Here is a 20308-nt window from a genome sequence, read left to right on the forward strand (position 1 = left end):
GACGAAGGCGACGAGGGCGCAGTGAAGCTGGAATCCCTGTACCAGGAACTGATCCTGGACCACTACAAGCACCCGCGCGGGCGAGGCCTGCGCGACGGCGACGCCGAGGTGCACCACGTCAATCCGACGTGCGGTGACGAGATCACCCTGCGCGTGAAGTACGACGGCGAGACCCTTACGGACATCTCGTACGAGGGCCAGGGCTGCTCCATCAGCCAGGCCGGCGCGTCGATACTGAACGAGCTGCTCGTCGGCAAGGAGCTGGGCGAGGCGCGGAAGATCCAGGAAGTTTTCCTGGAGCTGATGCAGTCCAAGGGCAAGATCGAGCCCGACGAGGCCATGGAGGAGGTGCTGGAGGACGCGGTCGCGTTCGCCGGCGTCTCCAAGTACCCGGCCCGGGTGAAGTGTGCTCTGCTGAGCTGGATGGCGTGGAAGGACGCGACCGCCCAGGCACTGGGCGACGCCGAGAGGAAGACGGCATGACCGAGAACGCGACGCCCGAGGCGTCCATCAAGCCGGCCACCGAGGAAGAGGTCCGCGAGGCCCTCTACGACGTGGTCGACCCCGAGCTGGGCATCGACGTCGTCAACCTGGGCCTGATCTACGGCATCCACGTCGACGACGCGAACATCGCGACCCTCGACATGACCCTCACCTCGGCGGCCTGTCCGCTGACGGATGTCATCGAGGACCAGGCGAAGTCGGCTACGGACGGCATCGTCAGCGAACTGCGCATCAACTGGGTGTGGATGCCGCCGTGGGGCCCGGACAAGATCACGGACGACGGCCGCGAGCAGCTGCGCGCGCTCGGCTTCAACGTCTGATCGACGCCTGGCCCGAGCAAGACCAGCACGACGGCCGTCCGACGGCCTAGTGAACGAACGACCCCCGGCACGGGTGTGCCGGGGGTCGTCTGTTTTCCCCGAGGACGGGCCGCGTGCACCTGGAGTTGGCCACGGTGGCCGAATCTTCTCGACGGCCGTCACAACGTGACGGCGCAGACGAGAGGACCTCCGTTGACCGTTCGCCCTTCACCGGCACGCCGCCTCGGTGCCGTGGGAGCCGCCGGGGCCGCCGCCCTGCTCGCCGCCGGACTGACCGCGCCCGCGCACGCCGCCCAGGACACCGCCGCCGAACCGACCATCGCGCTCTCCGCCGGATACCTGTCCGGGGCCGTCGGTGCGATCGGCGACCCGGGCGTCACCGTGGACATCGCGCAGGAGGGGATACCCGCCGCCTTCCTCAGGGTCGAGGTCCTCTCCTCCAGCAACCCGGCGGTCGCCGGGCCCGGGGACGTGCGCATCGGCCGGACCGGCCACGGCGACCGTGAGCTGACCGTCAGCCCGCGGGCCAGGGGCTACACCGACCTGACGCTCCGGGTGACGGGCCGCGGCGGCAAGACGGCCACGGCCACCCTCTCGTACGTCGCTTCGGCGCGGGTGGGCACCGGCGCCTTCTCCACCCGCTACCTCACGGGCTCCGCCGACTCCTCGGCCGCCGTGGACGTCGGCGGCGGCCACGCGCTGGTGGCCGACGACGAGACCAACGTGCTGCGCCTGTACGACCGCTCCCGCTCCGGCGCTCCCGTGAAGACCTGGGACCTCGGCCCCGCGCTCGGCATCAAGAAGGAAGCCGACATCGAGGCGGCCGCCCGGGTCGGCGACACCGTCTACTGGACGGGCTCGCTCGGCAACAACAAGGACGGCAAGTACAAGGCCGAGCGCAACACCGTCTTCACCACCCGGCTCACCGGGACGGGCGCCGACACCCAGATCGTCTTCGGTTCCGCGTACAAGGGCCTGCGCGAGGACCTGGTCGCCTGGGACACGGCGAACGGGAACCGCTACGGCTTCGCGGCCGGTACGGCGGCCGGCCGGATCCCGAAGAGCATCGACGGGTTCAACGTGGAGGGCCTGGAGTTCGCTCCGGGCTCCACCACCACCGCCTACCTGGGCTTCCGGGCCCCGCTGGCGCCCGCCGTGCCCGGGGGCAGGGCACTGGTCGTGCCCGTCACCAACATCGACCAGGTCGTGGCCGGCGCGGCCAAGCCGGTCTTCGGCGAGCCGATCGAGATGGACCTCGGCGGCCTCGCGATCCGTGACATCCGCAAGAACGCCGCGGGCCAGTACCTGGTCCTGGCCGGCTCCTGGGCGGCGGACGACAACTCCGACCCGTACGCCCTCTACCAGTGGGACGGCGTCGCGGCGCACGCCCCGGTCAAGCGGGCCGACCTGCCGACCACCGACCCCGGCGGCTGGGAAGCCGTGGTCTCCGTGCCCGACCTGCGGGTGCCCGGCGCCCGCGTCCAGCTGATCACCGACAGCGGCTCCGCCGACCTGTACGGGGACGGCACCGAAGCCAAGGACCTCGACCACCCGGAGTGGAAGAAGTCCCGGTCCGGATGGTTCACGCTCAGCCCGATTCGCGGAGGTCACCGATGAACGCGCAGCATGGGAAGACGATGAAGACGACGTACCTCGCAGCCGCCGGCATCGCCGCGCTGCTGATCGCCGCCACGACGATGCCCGCGCAGGCGGTGACGTACGGCACGCCCACCATCTCGCTGTCCGCCGCCTACCTGTCCGGAGCCGTCGGCGGGAGCGGTGACCCGACGGTGGACGTGACCGTGGCGCAGAGCGGCGCGAACGTCTCCGCGCTCACCGTCAGCGCCTCGGCCTCCAGCAAGGCCACGGTCGCCGGGACCGGCGACGTGAGCGTCACGGGGGCGGGCGCCGTCCGCAAGCTCGCGGTCACCGCACGCGGCCGCGGCTACACCAACCTCACCGTCAAGGTGACCGGTCTGGGCGGCAAGACCGCCACCAAGACCCTCTACTTCGCCGCTTCCGCCGCCGTGCAGAACCCGGCCGACGCGCGCTACTTCACCGGCGCCTCGGACTCCTCGGCCGCCGTGGACGTCGGCGGCGGCTACACGGTGGTCGCCGACGACGAGAGCAACGTGCTGCGCCTGTACGACCGCGCGAACTCGGCGGCCCCGGTCAGGACCTGGGACTTCAGCTCGCAGCTCGGTGTCACCAAGGAGGTGGACATCGAGGGCGCGACCCTGATCGGCAGCACCATCTACTGGACGGGCTCGCTCGGCAACAACAAGGACGGCGAGTACAAGGCGCCCCGCAACACGGTGTTCACCACCACGCTGAGCGGCTCCGGATCCACCGCGCAGCTCGCGTACGGGCGCTCGTACAAGAAGCTCCGCGAGGATCTGGTCGCCTGGGACACGGCGAACGGGAACCGCTACGGCTTCGCGGCCGGTACGGCCGCCGGTGAGGCGCCGAAGCAGATCGACGGGTTCAACGTGGAGGGCCTGGAGTTCGCCCCGGGCTCCACCACCACCGCCTACCTGGGCTTCCGGGCCCCGCTGGCGCCCGCGGTGATCGGCGGCAAGGCGCTGGTCGTGCCGGTGACCAACTTCGACAAGGTGATCTCCAGCGGGACCAAGGCCACCTTCGGCGCGGGCATCGAGCTCGACCTCGGCGGGCTCGCGATCCGCGACATCCGCAAGAACGCGGCCGACCAGTACCTGATCCTGGCCGGCTCCTGGGCGGCGGACGACAACTCCGACCCCTACGCCCTCTACCAGTGGGACGGGATCGCCGGCCACGCCCCGGTCAAGCGGGCCGACCTGCCGACCACCGACCCGGGCGGCTGGGAGGCCATCGTGGCGGTTCCCGACCTGTCGGTCGCGGGCGCGCGCGTGCAGCTGGTCACCGACAGCGGCTCCGCCGACCTGTACGGGGACGGCACCGAGGCCAAGGACCTCACCCACCCGGAGTGGAAGAAGTCCCGCGCGGCCTGGTTCACGCTGAGCTGAGCTCCCGGGACTGCCGGTCGAGCTCCGCCGCCAGGTCCTCGCGGCGGAGCCGCCGGTCTGCGTAGAGCAGGCCGGCGGTGAGCTGCGGGAAGCAGAGCAGCAGTGTCTGGGCGACCATCCCGCCGAGTGCGGTGAGGGTCGCGTGCACGAAGCCGCCGTCCACCGCGGGGATCAGGCTGAGCGCCCCGGCGAAGGCGAAGGGCAGCTGGACGGCGTACGCCGCCAGGGCGCCGATCGCGGCGGCGAGGGCGGTGAGGCCGAGCGTGCGCCACCAGGCCCCGCGCACCAGGCGGGCCGAGCGGCGCAGGGCGCCGAGCGGGCCCAGCCCCTCGTAGGCGGCGACCGTGGGCGCGAGCGCGAGAAGGACCCCGAGTACGAGGGCGACCGGCAGGGTGGCCGCCGCCACCAGCGGGGGCAGCCCGGCGGCCAGGACGGCGGCGCCCGGTCCGGCCACGGCGCCGAGCACCAGGAGCTGGGTGCCGAGGACGGCCGCGAAGCGGGGGCGGGCGGCGCGCAGCAGCGTACGGGCGGTGGCGGGGCGGCCGAGCAGCGCCGGGCGGAGCACGGCCCCCGTCAGTGCGGCGGCCAGGGTGCAGGTCAGCAGGGTGGCCAGGGCGGCGGCGGGAACCAGGGCGGCGACGGGCCGGGCGTCCAGCGCGAACGCCGTCAGGGCGGCCGCCGCGACCAGCAGCAGTGCCCCGAGCTGGCCGAGGAGCATGGCGGTGGCGAGGCGGACCCCGTACCGGGCGAGGGTGGCGAAGGCGCCGCCGAGTATCTCGCCGGGGGTCAGCGCCCGCAGGGATATCACCCCGGGCCGGGGAGGCTGCGGGGGCAGCCAGCCGCCGCCCCAGGGCGTCCACGGCCGGCTCGCGTGCTGCGTCTCGTGTCGCGTCCCGTCCTGGACCATGCGCGGATCTCCCCGTCCCCCGGTGCACACGGCGGCGCCGCCGCGAGCGGACACCGTAGCGGCCGGGACCGGGGAAGTCCCGGGGACACGCGGTTGTGTACGCGCGTCCATAACGATGTGTACAGTCGTACGCATGCCCTACATACTGCTCGCGGCCGCCATCGCCGCTGAGGTCGCCGGTACCACCGCAATGAAGTTCAGCGAGGGCTTCACGAAGCTGTGGCCCTCGCTGATCACGCTGGTGGGCTACGTCATCGCCTTCACGCTGCTCGCGCAGACGCTCAAGTCGATGTCGGTGGGGACGGCGTACGCGATCTGGGCGGGCGTGGGCACGGCCGCGATCGCCGCGATCGGCATGGTCTTCATGGGGGAGGCCGCGACGGCCGCGAAGATCGGCGGCATCGCCCTGGTGATCGCCGGCGTCGTGCTGCTGAACCTCGGGGGGACCACGCACTGATGGCCGGCTCCGTACGCCGCTACGACCCGGACCGGCGGGACCGGATCATCGACGCGGCCATCCGGGTGGTGGGCGCGCGGGGTATCGCCGGGCTCAGTCACCGCAGCGTGGCCGCGGAGGCCGACGTACCGCTCGGCTCGACGACGTACCACTTCAAGAGCCTGGACGACCTGCTGGTCGCGGCGCTGCGGCAGGCCAACGAGGGCTTCGCTCGGGTGGTGGAGGATTCCGCGGCGCTGGCCGATCCGGACGCGGACCTGGCGGGCGGTCTGGCCGCCCTGCTGGGCGAGTTCCTGGGGGCGGACCGGGCGCGGGCGGAGCTGGAGTACGAGCTCTACCTGGCCGCCCTGCGCCGCCCCGCGCTGCGTCCCGTGGCCGCCGAATGGTGCGAGGCCGTCGCCGCGGCGCTGTCCGCGCGGACGGACCCGGCCACGGCGCGGGCGCTGGTGGCGGTGATGGACGGGATCGGCCTGCAAGTGCTGCTGACGGGGGCGGAGTACGACCAGGCGTACGCCTGCGAGATCCTGCGGCGGGTGCTGCGGGCCTGACGGCGGGGCCGGCCGGGGCCCGGCCGGGGCCCGGCCGGGGGCGGGCCCCCGGGGCTACCCGCCGCGGACCGCCGCCAGGGCGGCGGCCACGCTCGCCTCGATGTCCCGGACCGGGTAGAGGACCTCGCGGACGGTCCGGTCGCGGTCCACGACCAGCGTCAGGCGCTTGAGCCGGCTGATGCCCCCCGCCCGGAACGTCGGCAGCCGCAGCGCCGCGACGAGCCCGAGCTCCGCGTCCGAGAGCAGGGGGAAGCGGAGCCCCTCGGCCTCGGCGAACTCCCGCTGCTCGTCCGGCCGCTGGGTGGACACCCCGTGCACCGTCGCGCCCGCCGCCGCGAACTCCCCGAGCTGGTCCCGGTAGGTGCACGATTCGAGGGTGCACCCCCGCGCCCCGGGGATCCCGGCCCACCCCGGCGGGTAGGACTCGGCTCGGGCGAACGCGCCCGGGAAGCAGTACAGGACGGTGAACGGGGTGTCCGCCACCGGGTCGCGGAGCTCGCCGAAACGGTCCGGCAGCGACAGCTCCGGCAGCCGGGTGCCGCGCAGCGCGTGGACCCGTACCGCCTCGCGCGAGGTCTCGTCCGTCGTCGCCGTCATCTCTCCCTCTCCCAGGATCCAGGTGTCCCCCCAGTCCTGGAGGGCGACCAGGACCGGGAGCAGCGCGCGTCCGCGCGGGGTCAGCCGGTACGCGTGGCGCACCGGCCGTTCCTGGTACGGCTCGCGGGTCAGTACGCCCGCCTCGACCAGCAGCTTCAGCCGCTCCGTCAGGACCTTTCGCGACATGCCCAGTTCGCGCTGGAACTCGTCGAAGCGCTGCACGCCGCGGGCGGCGTCGCGCACGATCAGCAGCGTCCACCAGTCGCCCACGACGTCGAGGGCCTGGGCGATGGAGCAGTCCGCGTCGTCGAGGTGCGTGCGCTGGGCCATGGGCACTCCTTTGTCCGTTGACCCGAGGCTGCCATGCTGACATGGTTAGTTCCCAAAGGGAACTCACTGGGAATGTGTCGGGAACGCGGGGGGACGAGAGTGTGCTGCAGGGATTCAAGGACGTACCGAGGGTCGTGTGGCTGCTGGCTGCGGGGATCCTGGTCAACGCCGTCGTCAGCTTCACCTTCGTCTTCGTCTTCCTCTACCTGACCGGCCCGCGCGGCCTCGGCGCCGCCCAGGCGGGCCTGATCGTCGGCGTCGGCGGCGTCGGACTGGTCGCCGGGAACTTCACCGGCGGCTGGTACGGCGACCGCTTCGGCCACCGCCGGGTGCTGCTCACCGCCTCCGCGCTCGGCGGAGTCGCCCTCGTGGCCCTGCCGGCGGTCTCCACCGGCCTGCTGGTCCTCGTCCTGCCGCTCGCGCAGTACGCCTCCGGGGTGGTCCGCGCCGCCAACTCCGCGCTGGTCGCCGTCACCGTGCCGGAAGGCTCCCGGCGTCAGGCCTTCGCGCTCACCCGCTTCGTGTCCAACGCGGGCTTCGCGGTGGGCTCACCGATCGGGGCCCTCATCGCGACCGGGTTCTCGTACGACTGGCTCTTCGTCGCGGACGGCCTCGGAACCCTCTTCTTCGCCCTCTGGATCGCCCGGGTCGTACCGGCCAGGGCAATCGCAGCGCCCCCCGCGGCCCCGGACGGGGGTCTGGGCCGCGGGGGCCTGTGGCGGGAGCTGCGCGCCCGGCCCGCCGTACTCGTCCTGCTCGGCGCGATCGTCGTCATCGACATCGTCTACAGGCAGCACTACACGACCTTCCCCGTCGTCCTCGCCGACCACGGTCTGGACACCCGCGCCTACGGACTGCTCATCGCGGTCAACGGCGGTGTGATCATGCTCCTGGAGATCCCCGCCGCCCTCGCCCTGCGCCGGCGTTCCCCGCTGCACATCATCGGCACCGGGCTCGTGCTGGTGGGTGGCGGCTACGCGATGCCGGCGCTCGGAGTGGGCGTCCTGACCGCGGTCGCGATGATGCTGCTGCTCACCCTCGGCGAGATCCTCTACAAGACCACCGCCACGGCGTACGTCGCGGACGAGTCGCCCGAGCACGCCATCGGCCGGTTCCAGAGCCTGTACGCGGGCGTCTCCGTCAGTGGCGTCGTCCTCGCCGCGCCCCTCGGCGGAGCCCTGTACGACGCCGCGCCGGGCCTGCTGTGGCCGCTGTGCGCGGTACTGGGCGCGGCCGCGGGCGGGACGGTCCTGGTCATGGGTGCGCGGGCGACGCGGCGACGCGCGCGCCCGGCACATGAGACCGGTTCGCGACCGCGGGCCGTCGCCGGTTAGGTTTCGGGCATGACTGCTACGCGTACCACCGGCGCCGTCGCCGCCGGACTTGCCACCATCACCGCCGACGGCACCGTCCTCGACACCTGGTTCCCCGCCCCCCAGCTGGTCGCCGAGCCCGGCCCGGCCGGCACCGAGCGCCTCACCGCCGAACAGGCCGTGGAGCTGCTGGGGGCCACCGCGCCCAAGGCGATCCGCCAGGACGCGGTCCGCGGCGTCGAGGTCGTAGCCGTCCGCACCGTGATCGCCTCCCTGGAGGACAAGCCGCTGGACGCGCACGACGCGTACCTGCGCCTGCACCTGCTCAGCCACCGCCTGGTCAAGCCGCACGGCCAGAACCTGGACGGCGTCTTCGGCCTGCTGGCCAACGTCGCCTGGACCTCGCTGGGCCCGGTCGCGATCGACCAGGTCGAGACGGTCCGCCTGAACGCCCGCGCCGAGGGCCTGCACCTCCAGGTCACCTCGATCGACAAGTTCCCGCGGATGACGGACTACGTCGCCCCCAAGGGCGTGCGCATCGCCGACGCGGACCGGGTCCGCCTGGGCGCGCACCTCGCCGAGGGCACCACCGTCATGCACGAGGGCTTCGTCAACTTCAACGCCGGCACCCTGGGCACCTCCATGGTCGAGGGCCGGATCTCCGCGGGCGTCGTGGTCGGCGACGGCTCCGACATCGGCGGCGGCGCGTCCACCATGGGCACCCTGTCGGGCGGCGGCAAGCAGATCATCTCGATCGGCGAGCGCACCCTGATCGGCGCCGAGGCGGGCGTCGGCATCGCCCTGGGCGACGAGTGCGTCGTCGAGGCGGGCCTGTACGTGACCGCGGGCACCCGCGTCACCCTGCCGGACGGCCAGATCGTCAAGGCCCTGGAGCTCTCGGGCGCCAACAACATCCTCTTCCGCCGCAACTCGGTCACCGGCGCCGTCGAGGCCCGCCCGTACAAGGCGGCCTGGGGCGGCCTGAACGAGGTCCTGCACAGCCACAACTGACCGATCCGGCCCACCACGACAGCGCCCTCCCACCCCGACCGGGGTGGGAGGGCGTTCGTTTGCGCGATGCCGGCCCGTCGCCGGCGGTCAGGTCCGGTCCGGCAAGGCCGCGTACGCCCGCTCGACCTCGCCCAGGTACTGGTCCAGGCGGAAGTGGACCTCCTCGACGGCCTTGCCGTCGGAGCCGGGGTACATCAGGCCGGACCAGATGACCGTCCCGCCCCGGATCCGGACCCGGAGGGTGAGTCGCTCCGGCCCCGGATCGGGCCCCGGTCGGGCCGCCACGTCCACCTCGCGCGGCATGTCCGCCGGATGGAGCGGTCCACCGGGGCGCAGGAGCCACCACGGATCGAGGCCGGCCATGCGGCTGTCGCTGCGGGCCGTGAGGTCGAGGCCGTCGACGAAGAGGTAGGTGTGCAGGCCGGTGCACACCGGCGGTCCGGGACAGGTGCTGATGAGCAGCGTGCTCAGGGAGCGCATCGGGCCGACGGGCCCGGCGGACCTCAGCAGGCCCGGGGATCTACGAGGCATCCGCCTGATGTGACGTCATGGCCCGAGCCTACCGACCGCGCCGCACCGGGCCGCAGGGAGAACACCCTCCCCACCCGAGCGGGGGAGGGGGATCGGCCGTGCGCGGGGTGTCAGTGCAGGGGGATGGTGCGGACCAGGCCCGCGAAGGCCTGCTGCTCCGCCTCGGTCAGTTCCACCGACTCCATCGGGTGCACGGAGGTGCCGCGCTGGGCCGGGATGACCGAGAGGCCTTCGAAGGCGCCTGGCTCCGGGTGGTGGAAGCGGCTGTCCCACAGCATGTGGCCGAGGCCGATCAGCCAGACGGCGGCGGCCACGAGCAGGACGGCGATGCCGATTTCCTGAGCGAGGGAGATGGAGGGGAACACGCGGTCCTCCAAAGGAGTGCTGGAGTGCGGTACAAGATCGGGCGTGGGGACACTCAACACCAGAACCGCCCGAATGGGTAGGGATGTGCTGAGCGTCACGCCAGGGCCAAAGGTCCCTTCCTCGGCTCCCGACCGTCCGGTCCCGGGTCCCGGCCGCCCTCCCCGCTAGCGCAGCGGCAGCTTGAAGCCCTCGTGGCTCCGGGCGTAGCCCAGCCGCTCGTAGAAGCGGTGCGCGGCGGTGCGGCGCTTGTTGCTGGTGAGCTGCATCAGGCCGCAGCCGCGCTCGCGGGCCCGGTCCGCCGCCAGCTCCATCAGGCGGGCCCCGAGCCCCCCGCCCCGCCGGTCCGCGCGGATCCGTACGGCCTCCACGAGGGCCCGCTCCCGACCGCCCTGGCCCAGACCCGGGACGTACGTCAGCTGAAGGCAGCCGAGGAGGACCCCGTCCTCCTCCAGGACCAGCATCTCGTTGCGCGGGTCCGCCTCGATCGCGGCGAAGGCCAGCTCGTGGGCTTCGGAGACCGGCCCGGAGGCCGGCTCGGGGGCCCCGGCAGCGGCTGCGGCCGGGTCTGTGTCGGCGGACTGAGCCAGCAGGGCGAGTACGGCGGGCAGATCCTGACGCGTTGCGGTACGGAAGATCATGCCGGGATCATGCCAAAGGGGCCGGGCGGCGGTGCGGCCCGGCCCCTTCGGCGGCGCCGCTACGGGCGGAAGCGCACGACCTGCGGGTCGTGGTCGCTGTTCTGGTCCGAGAACTCGGCGTTGATGTGCACGCTGTCGTACGTGAACTTCTTGATCGCCGGGCTGGTCAGGATCTGGTCCAGCACCTGCGCGTTGCCCTGGAAGACGTACGAGTACCGCTCCGACTTCGGCAGCGACTTGATCGCCGGGTACAGGGCGCCGCCGTCCGCCAGCGCGTCCGTCGTCGCCGAGAACTCGAAGTCGTTGATGTCGCCGACGACGAGGACGTTCGCGTGCTTCTCCGCCGCCAGGATCTCCTTGACGAAGCCGTTCACCGCCTGCGCCTGGAGCAGCCGCTTCTCCTCCGACTTGCGGACCGGCGGCTGGTGGTGGGAGGTCAGGCCCTCGTCGCCGCCCTTCGAGCCGAAGTGGTTGGCGATCACGAAGACCGTCTTGCCGCGGAAGACGAACTCGCCGGCCAGCGGCTTGCGGCTGTCCACCCACGCCGGGTTCGCCGGGTCGATCCGGCCGGGGGAGTGGGTCAGGGCGGCCTTGCCGTTCTCCTTCACCACACCGGTCGCCGTCACGGCGTCGCCCGGGGCGCGCTCGGTGAAGGAGACCCGCTCCGGGTTGAAGAGGAACACCTGGCGGATGTTGCCGCCGGGCTCGCCGCCGTCCTTCTTGTCCTCCGGGTCGACGGTCCGCCACTGGTAGGCCGGGCCGCCGGCGGCCGTGATGGCCGCGGTGAACTTCGTCAGGGTGGCCTCGGCCGAGACCGTGCCGTCGTTCTTGGCGCCGTTGTCGTCCTGGATCTCCTCCAGGGCGAGGACGTCGGGGGAGGCGAGGTTCTCGACGACGGCCTTCGCCAGGTTGTCGAACTTCTCCTGCGGGTCGGACGGGTCGAGGTTCTCGACGTTGTACGTGGCCACCGCGAGCTCGTTCGAGGCCTGCGCCTTGGTCTTCTCGGGGGCGAGGGTGCCCGCCCTGACCGTGCCGAGGGTGCGGGCCACCAGGGTGTAGCCGCCGAACTGGTTGAAGTCCAGCGGGCCTTCGGTGGGGCCGGTCAGCTTGTCGCCGACGTTGGCCACCGGGAACGGCTGCTGCGCGAGGGGCGCGAGCTGCTGGATCTGGAGGCGGCCGGTGTTCTGGGACTCGTACGAACCGTAGATCGTGCCGCCGCGCTTGGCGGTGTTCTCCCAGCCCTTCACCGTCACCCACAGCTCCGCGTACGGGTCGGTGGCGCCGACCACGCGCGAGGTGCCGATCGCGATGTTCATGCCCTCCAGGGACTCGTAGTAGTCCAGGGCGTAGCGCGAGGGCTCCAGGGTCAGGCCGTTGATGCTGCCGGCGGCGGCCGGGTCGCCCTCCGGGGCGTACGCGCAGGGGACCGAGTACTCGTTGACGGCGGTGGCCGCGGGCAGCGGGTTGCCGGAGGAGACCACGGTCACGACGGGCTTGGAGATCTGGGTGACCGACTGGTTGCCGGAGGCGACGCCACCGGGGATGTACTCGCCGACCAGGCCGGAGACGGTGACGGCGTCGCCGACCGCGACGGTCGGGACCGAGCTGGTGAAGACGAACACGCCCTCGCTGGTGGCGTCGTCGTCGTCCGTGTCCGGATCCTGGATCCAGAAGCCGCGCGAACCGTACGTACGGACACCCGTGACGACGCCCGCCACATCGGCGACCTGCTTGCCGGCCAGCGGGGATATGCGGGTGGAGCCCTGGATGTCGTGGATGCGTATCGGATCGGCGGACGCGGCGCCTTCGGCCGCGTCGGCGGTGCCCGCGAGCAGGCCGGTGGCCAGCGCGGTGGCGACGAGGGCCGCGACGGCGGCGGAACGGGGATGCGAGGAGCGCATGGGCGGGAACTCCGGTGTGTGGAGGAGGAAGCAGATATCTACGCGCGTCAATTTCCTTCGTGGCCGGCAAAGTTGTCAAGCCCTACAGGGGATACGGCGGTTGACTGTGGGATGAACCAAAGGGGAGGGGCCGCCGGGAGCGCCCGAAATGCGTCTACTCTGGGGCGCCGTAGACCCGTACCCGAACCACCGGTACCCGTACAACCCGCACAACCCGTACCCGAACAACCCGTGCCCGCGAGGAGAACCGCCCCATGTCCGCAGACTCGCACCCCACGCTGCCGCCGGTACGGCTGCTCCCCGACGCGGAGCTGGCCCGCGAAGCCCTGGCCGCCCCGCTGTTCGCCCGCGCCGTGCGCCTCGCCCGCTGGGCCGGACCGGACACCCGCGTGGACACCGGTGGCGAGCTCGTCGCAGGCCAACTGCCGCAGGCCGTCGCCCTGCTGGGCCTCGACCCCGCCGACGAGGACTCCGCCGCCCACGCGAGCCAGGCCTGGCGGGTGGCCGTCGACACCGGACTCGTCGACGTCACCGAACCGGAGGAGGACGGCTCCGCCAACGGGGAAGCGGACGCGGGCCAGGGGGAGTTCGGCACCGCCGGGCCCGGCGAGGACCTGGCACTGGTGACCGGCGGAACCCCCGGCGACGTGCTCGACCTGTGGCTGGCCGCCCTGGACACCGTCCTCGCCGACGCGGCCGTGCCCGCCCTGGACGACCTCGTCGACGCCCTCGACGCGGGCGGCGAGATCGACTTCGACCAGCTCGACTGGAACCCGCGCCGCGAGGCCGACTTCCTCGACGGGGTCCTGGCCAACCTCTACCTGCTCGCCGTCGCCGAAGGCGGCACGGCCGACGGCCCGGTGCCGCTGCCGGTGCTCGCCGCCTCGATGGTGGTGCCGGACGACATGGGCGATCCCACCGACGCCGTGCTGGAGCAGGTCTCGGACGCGATGATGCGCCTCGACGACCAGTTCCGGCAGCTGGAGCCGATCGGGCTGGTCGAGTTCCGACCCGTCGACGAGGAGCTGATGGCGGAGGCCGAGGACGAGGACTTCCTCGCGGGCGCGGGCGCCGCCCCCGAAGAGGAGGACGTCTCCCGGTACGGGCTGGTACGGCTGACCCCGCTCGGGCTGTACGGGATCCGGGCGCGCATGCTGGAGGCGGGCGTCGAGGCCCCGGCCGTCGGCGAACTGGCCGGCAAGGGCGCGGACGTCCTGCTCGACGTGGTCTCCCACTACTCCGAGGACGCCGCCCAGGCCGAGATCGAACAGTGGCTGGCCGGCCGCCCCGTACCCGAGGCCGTGACGGAACTGCTCGCCGCGGCGCGCGGGGCGGACGCGGGCGGCCCGCTGCGCCGGCTGCGCTGCCAGCAGGCCCTCGCCCCGGCCGGCGCGGAGGCCGAACCGGCCGTCCGCTCGGTGCTGGACGACGCGGAGCTCGGCGGGCTCGCCCGGGTCTGGCTGGCCGAGCGCGGGGTGGCCGACGTGCCGGCGCCGGACGAGGAGATGGTGTTCTGGCTGACGGTCGACACGATCGCGGCGCAGCTCGCCACGGGCGGCGGTAGCGGCGGGGGAGCCGGGGGCGGGGAGGACGCCGAGGCGGAGCTGCCGCTCTTGATCGAATCGCTGACCGCCCATCACACCGGGTTCTTCGAGCAGGCCTGGCGGGTGGAGCACCCGGCGACGGCCCACGTGCTGGAGGCGATGGGACGGCTGCACCCCGACAAGAAGGCGGCCAAGGAGGCCCGGAAGGCCGCGTTCAAGGCGCGTTCCCGGGGCGTGTGAGGCGTCGGTAACCAGCCGTTCCCGAAAGGGACTCGGCCAAGGAGGACGCCGGGCAAGGGGTCGATTCGTTTTCCCGGGTAGTTCAGTCGGCGTTCACGTGCGGGCGGGAGCGTGTGCGCCGACGACCGTACGACAGGCGCACCACCTCCCCACCCCTGGAGACCCGATGCCGCTCAGCCGCAGAGATTTCACCACCCGCACCGCACTCGCGGGTGCGGGAGTCGCGCTCACCGGAACGGTCGGCGCACTCGCCACCGCCCCCGGGGCCCTCGCCGCGGACGACGGCGCACCGCAGGACGCCGGCAGCGAGCAGGGTCAGGGCGGCCACGGTCGCGGCCCCGGCTACGGCCCGCTCGTGCCCGACCCGGCCGGAATCCTGGCCCTCCCCGCCGGATTCACGTACCGCGTGATCACCCACAGCGGTGTCACCGCGCTCGACTCGGGCGAGAGCACCCCGTCCAACCACGACGGCACGGCCGCCTTCGCGGGCCACCGGGGAGTCACCCTCCTCGTCAACAACCACGAGCTGAAGGGCCCGCGCGCGAACTGGAAGCACCCCGTCCCGCTCGCGGAGGGCCTCGTCTACGACCCGGCCGCGGCCGGCGGCTGCACGGTCGTCGAGGTCCGGCGCGGCGGCGAGGTCGCCGAGTGGGTGGGCATCTCCGGTACGTCGACCAACTGCGCGGGCGGCTCCACCCCCTGGGACACCTGGCTGACCTGCGAGGAGAACTCGGACCTCGCCGGCAAGAACGGGATGACCAAGGACCACGGCTACGTCTTCGAGGTCGACCCCCACGACCGCCGCGCCAACCTCGGCCCGAAGCCGGTCAAGGCGTTCGGGCGCTATGACCACGAGGCCGTGGTCATCGACCCGCGCCGCGGCCACGCCTACCTCACCGAGGACGCCTCCAACCCCAACGGGCTGCTCTTCCGCTGGACCCCGCCGGCCGGCTTCCGCCACGGGCGCGGCAAGCTCCGTACCCTCGCCGACGACGCCGGTGTGCTGGCGGCCGCCAAGTGCTTCGACAGCGCGGGGCTGTTCGTCGACGACCTCTCGCGGGCGACGAAGATCGGGACCACCTACGGGGTGGACTGGGTGCCGGTCCCGGACCGCGACGCGCGCACGGTGGCGGTGCGCAAGCAGTTCGGGGTGGCCGCCGTGACCCGCGCGCGCAAGCTGGAGGGCATGTGGTGGGCCGACGGCGGTGCGTACTTCGTCTCCTCCTACGCCCGTGAGGAGAGCCCGGGCGCGGCCCACGACGGCCAGGTGTGGTTCTACGACCCCAAGCGGCGCACCGTGCGGCTGCAGGTCCTGCTCGGGGTGAACGCCGACCCGTCGGTGGACGGCGGGTACGACGGCCCGGACAACATCACGGTCTCCCCGTACGGCGGTCTGATCATCGCCGAGGACGGGTCGGGGCTGCAGCACCTCTTCGGCGCGACCGAGTCGGGGCGCACGTACCCGCTGGCCCGCAACGAGATGAACCTGGGGACGGCCGAGGAGCCGGAGTACTCGGAGTTCACGGGCGTGTGCTTCTCGCCGGACGGGCGGACGCTGTTCGCCAACCTGCAGGACCCGGGCATCATGCTGGCCGTCACGGGACCGTGGCGCCGCGGGCGCTGACCGGGTACCCCGACATGAGAAGAGCCGCCGGGGCCTCGGGCCCGGCGGCTCTTCTCGTTGTCTCGTCTGTTCGTCTGTACGTCTGTTCGTTTACTGAGCTTCGGCGCGGCTGGCCGCGGCCCATTCTTCGAGGAGGAACTCGTACGCCTCGGAGGGCCACTCGCCGTCCACCCGGCTCTCGACGAGCTGCCGGATCGCCTCGTTCGCCTCGGCGGCGGACGGGCGCGCGGGGCCCGCGGGCTGGAGTGTCTGGTGCATGGTTCCAAGGCTACGGGCGGGCACTGACAGCCACCTCCGTATTAAGGGTGGAACAGATCACCCGGTGAGGGCGTCCGTCGCTCCATGTGCCCGCTCACCTGCTCAGAGTGCCTGTGCGGCCGGTTTGACCATGCCCCGCACTGTGCGCGACTTCACAAACTCTCCCATGGCCGTCATCTCCCATTCGCCGGAGAACTGCTTGATCAGCTTGGCCATCATCACGCCGGTCTGCGGCTCGGCGCTGGTGAGGTCGAAGCGGACCAGCTCCTCGTTCGTCGCGGCGTCGATGAGGCGGCAGTAGGCCTTGGCCACCTCGGTGAACTTCTGGCCGGAGAAGGAGTTGACCGTGAAGACGAGGCCCGTCGCCTCCGCCGGCAGCCGGCCGAGGTCGACGACGATCACCTCGTCGTCGCCCGCGCCCTCGCCGGTGAGGTTGTCGCCGGAGTGCTTGACCGAGCCGCCCAGGATGGACAGCTTGCCGAAGTAGCAGCTGTCGATGTGGTTGCGCTGCGGGCCGTACGCGATGACCGAGGCGTCCAGGTCGATGCTCCGGCCGCGGAAGGCGGGCTCCCAGCCGAGGCCCATCTTGACCTGCGAGAGCAGCGGGCGGCCGCCCTTGACCAGGGACACGGTCTGGTTCTTCTGGAGGCTGACCCGGCCCTTGTCGAGGTTGATCTTCCCGGCGCCGGGTGCGGGTGCGGGGGCGGCGGCCGCGACCGGTGCGGGGGCGACCGGTGCGGGTGCAGGGGTGGCCCCGCCGGGTGCGCCGCTGGTGAGCCAGGGAGAGGCCGCGTACGTGGGCGGCGCCGCCGGGGGAGCCGGGGGCACGGGCGGTGCGGGCGGGGCGACGGGGGCCGGGGCGGCGGCCGCCGGAGCCGGCTCCTCGTCCACCGAGACCCCGAAGTCGGTCGCGATGCCGGCAAGGCCGTTCGCGTATCCCTGGCCGACCGCGCGCACCTTCCACACACCGCCGCGCTGGTAGACCTCGACGACGATCAGGGCCGTCTCCGTGCCGAGCTGCGGCGGGGTGAAGGAGGAGATCACCGCTCCGCTGCCGGCGTCCCGGACGGTGGCGGTGGGCTCGATGCCCTGGAAGGACTGGCCCGCGGCGTCCGGGCTGGCGGTGATGACGATCCGCTCGATGCCGGGCGGGACCGAACCGGTGTCCACGGTGATCGAGTCCGGTGCCGTGCCGCCGCCCGAGCGGTAGGTGACGCCGGGGCCGGACGGCTGGTTGAAGAAGATGAAATCGGCGTCGGAACGCACCTTGCCGTCGCCGGCGAGGAGCAGCGCGGACACGTCGAGCCGCACCGGGGCAGCCACGTCGACCGTCACGCGGACGGCATTGAGCGGCAGGTTGGAACCAGGGGTCATAGCGGTCATGCCGGGAGAACGACCGAGGTGGCTTTGCCGTTCCCTTACTTTCACCCGGTTTCCCGGTTCTTCACCCGCGCCCCACGCGTGCCTCAGACGCGGCCCTTGTTGCGGGGGTGGTTCCTGGCGGTCCGCTCGTTGCCGAACTTGTAGGAGCCGGTCCAGCGCGCCATGACGAGCTGGGCGTCACCGGCTTCGACCTCGGCCAGGAAGGCGGCGGCCCGCCCGCCCCGCAGGGTGGCCGCGGACCGGCCCTGGTGGGTGATGGCGACGCTCTGGTCGCCGCGTTGTTCGTACGAGAATCCGTGAGGTCTGGGCATGGGCCGAGGGTGCCGTTCCCGGGCGGCGTGCCGCAACGCAATTTGCGCCTCGCGATGCGGTGTCAGCCCTGCCGAGTAAGATCCTTTTTGGGGTGATTTCATGCGCTATGGAAGAGGTCTTGCTCATGCCTGCTGGTGCAGCTCTTACGGCCGAATCGATCGGCCCGGTGGACGTCGCCGTGGTCACCTTCGACGGCAATCGGTTCAACGGTGACGTGGCCCCCGCCCTGCGCGAGCTCCAGGAGAGCGGAGTGGTGCGCATCCTCGACCTCACGTTCGTCCGCAAGGAGCGGGACGGCGCGGTGTCCGTGGTGGAGCTCGCCGACTCCGAGGTGGCCGATCAGTTCGAGCGGGTCCTCGGCGAGGAGTTCGACCTGCTGAGCGACGAGGACCTGGAGACCGTGGCGCAGGGCCTGGCTCCGGAGTCCTCGGCCCTCGTGGTGGTCTGGGAGAACTCCTGGGCCACCCGCCTGGCCTCGGCGCTGCGGGAGTCCGACGGACAGGTGCTCTTCATGGAACGCATTCCACGGGACGGCGTCGAACGAGCCGTCGCCGCACTGGCCGAGAAGTAGGGAGGATCACCATGCGACGACGCTTCGGACGCCCCGGTCTGCTGGGCGCGATGGCCCGCACCGCGGTCGTGGCGGGTACGGCCACCGCGGTCTCCGGCCGGATGCAGCGCAACGCCGCCGAGCGCAGCAACCAGGAGCAACTGGCGGCGGAGGCCGAGCAGCAGGCCTTGGTCAACCAGGCGGCAGCCCAGGCGGCCGCGCAGCAGCAGGCCTGGCAGCAGTCGCAGCAGGCCCCGCAGCCCGCCGCGGCGCCGGCTGCGCCGGTCGACAGGGTCGGCCAGCTCACCGCGCTGGCCGAGCTCAAGGCCCAGGGCCTCCTCACCGACGAGGAGTTCGCGACGGAGAAGGCCCGGGTCCTGAGCGGCTGATCGGGGCTCCCCGACAGGTTCTAGCCTCCCGTGACCCGTCGCGGGAGGTTCAGGGGGTTGGCCTCGCGGAGTTCCGCCGGGAGCAGGGCGTCCGGCACCGACTGGTAGGCCACCGGGCGCAGCCAGCGCTCGATCGCGGTGCCGCCGACCGAGGTGGAGTGCGAGGTCGCCGCCGGGTAGGGGCCGCCGTGGTGCTGGGCCGGAGCCACCGCCACACCGGTCGGCCAGCCGTTGACCACGACCCGGCCGGCCAGCGTCGTGACCTGGGAGATCAGCTTCGCCGCCGGACCCGGGCCGCCGTCCGCCTCGGCGGCCGACAGCTGCAGGGTCGCGGTGAGGTTCCCGGGGAGCCGCCCGAGCAGGGCGGCTGCCTCGTCCTGGCCGGCGTACCGGGCGAGCACGGTGACGGGGCCGAAGCACTCCTCCAGGAGCACCTCGTAGGGCCCGCCCTCCAGCAGGGTCCGCGCCGGCACGCTCAGGTAGCCCGCGCCGACGGTGTGCTCGCCGCCGGAGCCGGGGGTGACGGGCGCGTCGACCCCCGGCAGCGCGGCGCGTTCGCGGACCCCGGCGACGAAGTTCTCCCGCATCCGGTGGTCGAGGAGCACCCCGGGCTCGGTCTCGCCGAGCGCCTTGGTCAGCGCTCCCGCGAGCCGGTCCCCGTCCGCGCCCTCGGGTACGAGGACCAGGCCGGGCTTGACGCAGAACTGGCCGACGCCGAGCGTGACCGAGCCGGCCAGCCCGCCGCCGATCTCCTCGGCGCGTTCCGCGGCGGCCGCCGGGGTGACCACGACCGGGTTCAGGGAGCCCAGTTCCCCGTGGAAGGGGATCGGTACGGGTCGCGCGGCGGCGGCGTCGAACAGGGCCCGGCCGCCCCGGATCGACCCGGTGAACCCGGCGGCGCCGACCAGCGGGTGGCGGATCAGCTCCAGGCCGGCGTCGAACCCGTGGACCACGGCAATGACCTCGGCCGGCAGCCCGGTGGCGACGGCGGCCCGGCGCAGCAGCGAGGCGCACAGCTCGGAGGTGGCCGGGTGGTCGGGGTGCGCCTTGACCACGACCGGGCAGCCCGCGGCCAGCGCGCTGGCGGTGTCGCCGCCGGGCACGGAGAAGGCGAGGGGGAAGTTGGAGGCGGCGTAGACCGCGACGACGCCCAGCGGCACCTTGTAGCGGCGCAGTTCGGGGCGGGGCGGGGTGGTGGTGGGATCGGCGTGGTCGATGCGGATGTCGAGGTAGGAGCCCTCGTCCACGGCGTCGGCGAAGGCGCGGAACTGGCCCGTGGTGCGGGCGAGCTCGCCGGTGAGCCGGCCGGGGCCGAGCGCCGTCTCGGCGTCGGCGGCCTCGATGACGTGGGTGGCCGCCTCGTCGAGCAGGTCGGCGGCGGTGCGCAGGAAGGCGGCGCGCCGCGCGGCGTCGGCCAGCGAGCCGCGGGCGGCGTGGGCCGCGCGCACGGCTTCGTCCACCTCCCGGGGTGTGGCCTCCACCGCAACCTGCTCGCGGTGCTTCCCGGTGCGGGGGTCCACACTCCAGACTGGTGTTGCTGCCATGGCGAACTGCCTCCTGGATCTACGCTGACCCGCGCG

Annotated in this window: 22 protein-coding genes; 12 read left to right on the plus strand and 10 right to left on the minus strand. The window is 72.8% G+C overall.

The window, feature by feature from the left end:
- The first annotated feature begins 21 nt into the window (after positions 1-21).
- The 4 genes from sufU (at position 22) to OG276_RS29170 (ending at position 3829) form a co-directional block, all read left to right on the plus strand.
- A complete protein-coding gene (sufU, locus tag OG276_RS29155; RefSeq protein ID WP_266909696.1) occupies positions 22-483 on the plus strand; it encodes a Fe-S cluster assembly sulfur transfer protein SufU in 462 nt (153 codons plus the stop codon).
- Complete coding sequence (locus OG276_RS29160) at positions 480-824, plus strand: metal-sulfur cluster assembly factor (protein ID WP_073913993.1); 345 nt, start codon at positions 480-482, stop codon at positions 822-824. The genes sufU and OG276_RS29160 overlap by 4 nt, the downstream gene beginning before the upstream one ends.
- 255 nt (positions 825-1079) lie before the next feature.
- Positions 1080-2441, plus strand: coding sequence for a hypothetical protein (locus tag OG276_RS29165; RefSeq protein ID WP_266913202.1), 1362 nt, complete (start codon positions 1080-1082; stop codon positions 2439-2441).
- A gap of 80 nt (positions 2442-2521) precedes the next feature.
- Entirely contained in the window at positions 2522-3829 is a 1308-nt protein-coding gene (locus OG276_RS29170; protein WP_266913204.1) for a DUF3616 domain-containing protein, read from the plus strand.
- Here OG276_RS29170 and OG276_RS29175 read toward each other — a convergent pair.
- Complete coding sequence (locus OG276_RS29175; protein ID WP_266909699.1) at positions 3816-4736, minus strand: hypothetical protein; 921 nt, start codon at positions 4734-4736, stop codon at positions 3816-3818. The genes OG276_RS29170 and OG276_RS29175 overlap by 14 nt on opposite strands.
- A 133-nt stretch (positions 4737-4869) precedes the next feature.
- Between OG276_RS29175 and OG276_RS29180 the strand changes: the two genes are divergently transcribed.
- Complete coding sequence (locus OG276_RS29180; protein ID WP_266909701.1) at positions 4870-5193, plus strand: multidrug efflux SMR transporter; 324 nt, start codon at positions 4870-4872, stop codon at positions 5191-5193.
- Positions 5193-5741 carry a TetR/AcrR family transcriptional regulator gene (locus OG276_RS29185; protein ID WP_266909703.1) on the plus strand — a complete coding sequence of 183 codons (549 nt, stop codon included), beginning with the start codon at positions 5193-5195 and terminating at the stop codon, positions 5739-5741. Before OG276_RS29180 ends, OG276_RS29185 begins: the two co-directional genes overlap by 1 nt.
- A 54-nt stretch (positions 5742-5795) precedes the next feature.
- Here the strand turns inward: OG276_RS29185 and OG276_RS29190 are convergent, their stop codons facing one another.
- Positions 5796-6668: a winged helix-turn-helix transcriptional regulator gene (locus tag OG276_RS29190; RefSeq protein WP_266909705.1), complete on the minus strand. Its 873-nt coding sequence runs from the start codon at positions 6666-6668 to the stop codon at positions 5796-5798.
- A gap of 41 nt (positions 6669-6709) precedes the next feature.
- Here OG276_RS29190 and OG276_RS29195 point away from each other — a divergent pair, with 41 nt between their 5' ends.
- Together OG276_RS29195 and dapD are read left to right on the plus strand one after the other, a co-directional pair.
- On the plus strand, positions 6710-8002 hold the full coding sequence (locus OG276_RS29195; RefSeq protein ID WP_323182372.1) for an MFS transporter: 1293 nt from the start codon (positions 6710-6712) through the stop codon (positions 8000-8002).
- A gap of 9 nt (positions 8003-8011) precedes the next feature.
- Positions 8012-8992: a 2,3,4,5-tetrahydropyridine-2,6-dicarboxylate N-succinyltransferase gene (gene dapD, locus OG276_RS29200; protein WP_243338420.1), complete on the plus strand. Its 981-nt coding sequence runs from the start codon at positions 8012-8014 to the stop codon at positions 8990-8992.
- 87 nt (positions 8993-9079) lie between these two features.
- On the opposite strand, the gene OG276_RS29205 is transcribed toward dapD, so the two are convergent.
- The 4 genes from OG276_RS29205 to OG276_RS29220 all read right to left on the minus strand — a co-directional run bounded on the left by OG276_RS29205 (position 9080) and on the right by OG276_RS29220 (position 12428).
- Entirely contained in the window at positions 9080-9523 is a 444-nt protein-coding gene (locus OG276_RS29205) for a hypothetical protein (protein WP_266909707.1), read from the minus strand.
- A gap of 110 nt (positions 9524-9633) precedes the next feature.
- Positions 9634-9888, minus strand: a complete 255-nt coding sequence (locus tag OG276_RS29210; protein ID WP_266876878.1) for a hypothetical protein — start codon at positions 9886-9888, stop codon at positions 9634-9636.
- 165 nt (positions 9889-10053) lie between these two features.
- Positions 10054-10527, minus strand: coding sequence for a GNAT family N-acetyltransferase (locus tag OG276_RS29215; protein ID WP_266909709.1), 474 nt, complete (start codon positions 10525-10527; stop codon positions 10054-10056).
- Between the two features lie 59 nt (positions 10528-10586).
- A complete protein-coding gene (locus OG276_RS29220) occupies positions 10587-12428 on the minus strand; it encodes an endonuclease/exonuclease/phosphatase family protein (RefSeq protein ID WP_266909711.1) in 1842 nt (613 codons plus the stop codon).
- 254 nt (positions 12429-12682) lie between these two features.
- Between OG276_RS29220 and OG276_RS29225 the strand changes: the two genes are divergently transcribed.
- Both OG276_RS29225 and OG276_RS29230 read left to right on the plus strand, forming a co-directional pair.
- Entirely contained in the window at positions 12683-14212 is a 1530-nt protein-coding gene (locus tag OG276_RS29225) for a hypothetical protein (protein WP_266909713.1), read from the plus strand.
- Between the two features lie 166 nt (positions 14213-14378).
- Complete coding sequence (locus OG276_RS29230; RefSeq protein WP_266909715.1) at positions 14379-15836, plus strand: alkaline phosphatase PhoX; 1458 nt, start codon at positions 14379-14381, stop codon at positions 15834-15836.
- Positions 15837-15926: 90 nt separating this feature from the next.
- On the opposite strand, the gene OG276_RS29235 is transcribed toward OG276_RS29230, so the two are convergent.
- The 3 genes from OG276_RS29235 to OG276_RS29245 all read right to left on the minus strand — a co-directional run bounded on the left by OG276_RS29235 (position 15927) and on the right by OG276_RS29245 (position 17788).
- Positions 15927-16094 carry a hypothetical protein gene (locus OG276_RS29235; RefSeq protein WP_243338429.1) on the minus strand — a complete coding sequence of 56 codons (168 nt, stop codon included), beginning with the start codon at positions 16092-16094 and terminating at the stop codon, positions 15927-15929.
- Between the two features lie 102 nt (positions 16095-16196).
- Positions 16197-17468 (minus strand): TerD family protein, encoded by a 1272-nt coding sequence (locus tag OG276_RS29240; protein ID WP_266909717.1) that lies wholly within the window; start codon positions 17466-17468, stop codon positions 16197-16199.
- A 92-nt stretch (positions 17469-17560) separates the two neighbouring features.
- Complete coding sequence (locus OG276_RS29245) at positions 17561-17788, minus strand: hypothetical protein (RefSeq protein ID WP_266909719.1); 228 nt, start codon at positions 17786-17788, stop codon at positions 17561-17563.
- 125 nt (positions 17789-17913) lie between these two features.
- Between OG276_RS29245 and OG276_RS29250 the strand changes: the two genes are divergently transcribed.
- Entirely contained in the window at positions 17914-18360 is a 447-nt protein-coding gene (locus tag OG276_RS29250; RefSeq protein WP_266909721.1) for a DUF6325 family protein, read from the plus strand.
- 11 nt (positions 18361-18371) lie between these two features.
- The gene (locus OG276_RS29255; RefSeq protein ID WP_266909723.1) at positions 18372-18728 is read left to right on the plus strand and encodes an SHOCT domain-containing protein; all 357 of its coding nucleotides are present in this window, start codon (positions 18372-18374) and stop codon (positions 18726-18728) included.
- Positions 18729-18748: 20 nt separating this feature from the next.
- On the opposite strand, the gene OG276_RS29260 is transcribed toward OG276_RS29255, so the two are convergent.
- On the minus strand, positions 18749-20272 hold the full coding sequence (locus OG276_RS29260) for an aldehyde dehydrogenase (NADP(+)) (RefSeq protein WP_266909725.1): 1524 nt from the start codon (positions 20270-20272) through the stop codon (positions 18749-18751).
- Positions 20273-20308 lie beyond the last annotated feature (36 nt).

Source organism: Streptomyces sp. NBC_00086 (assembly GCF_026343255.1).
In the GTDB taxonomy this organism is placed as follows: domain Bacteria; phylum Actinomycetota; class Actinomycetes; order Streptomycetales; family Streptomycetaceae; genus Streptomyces.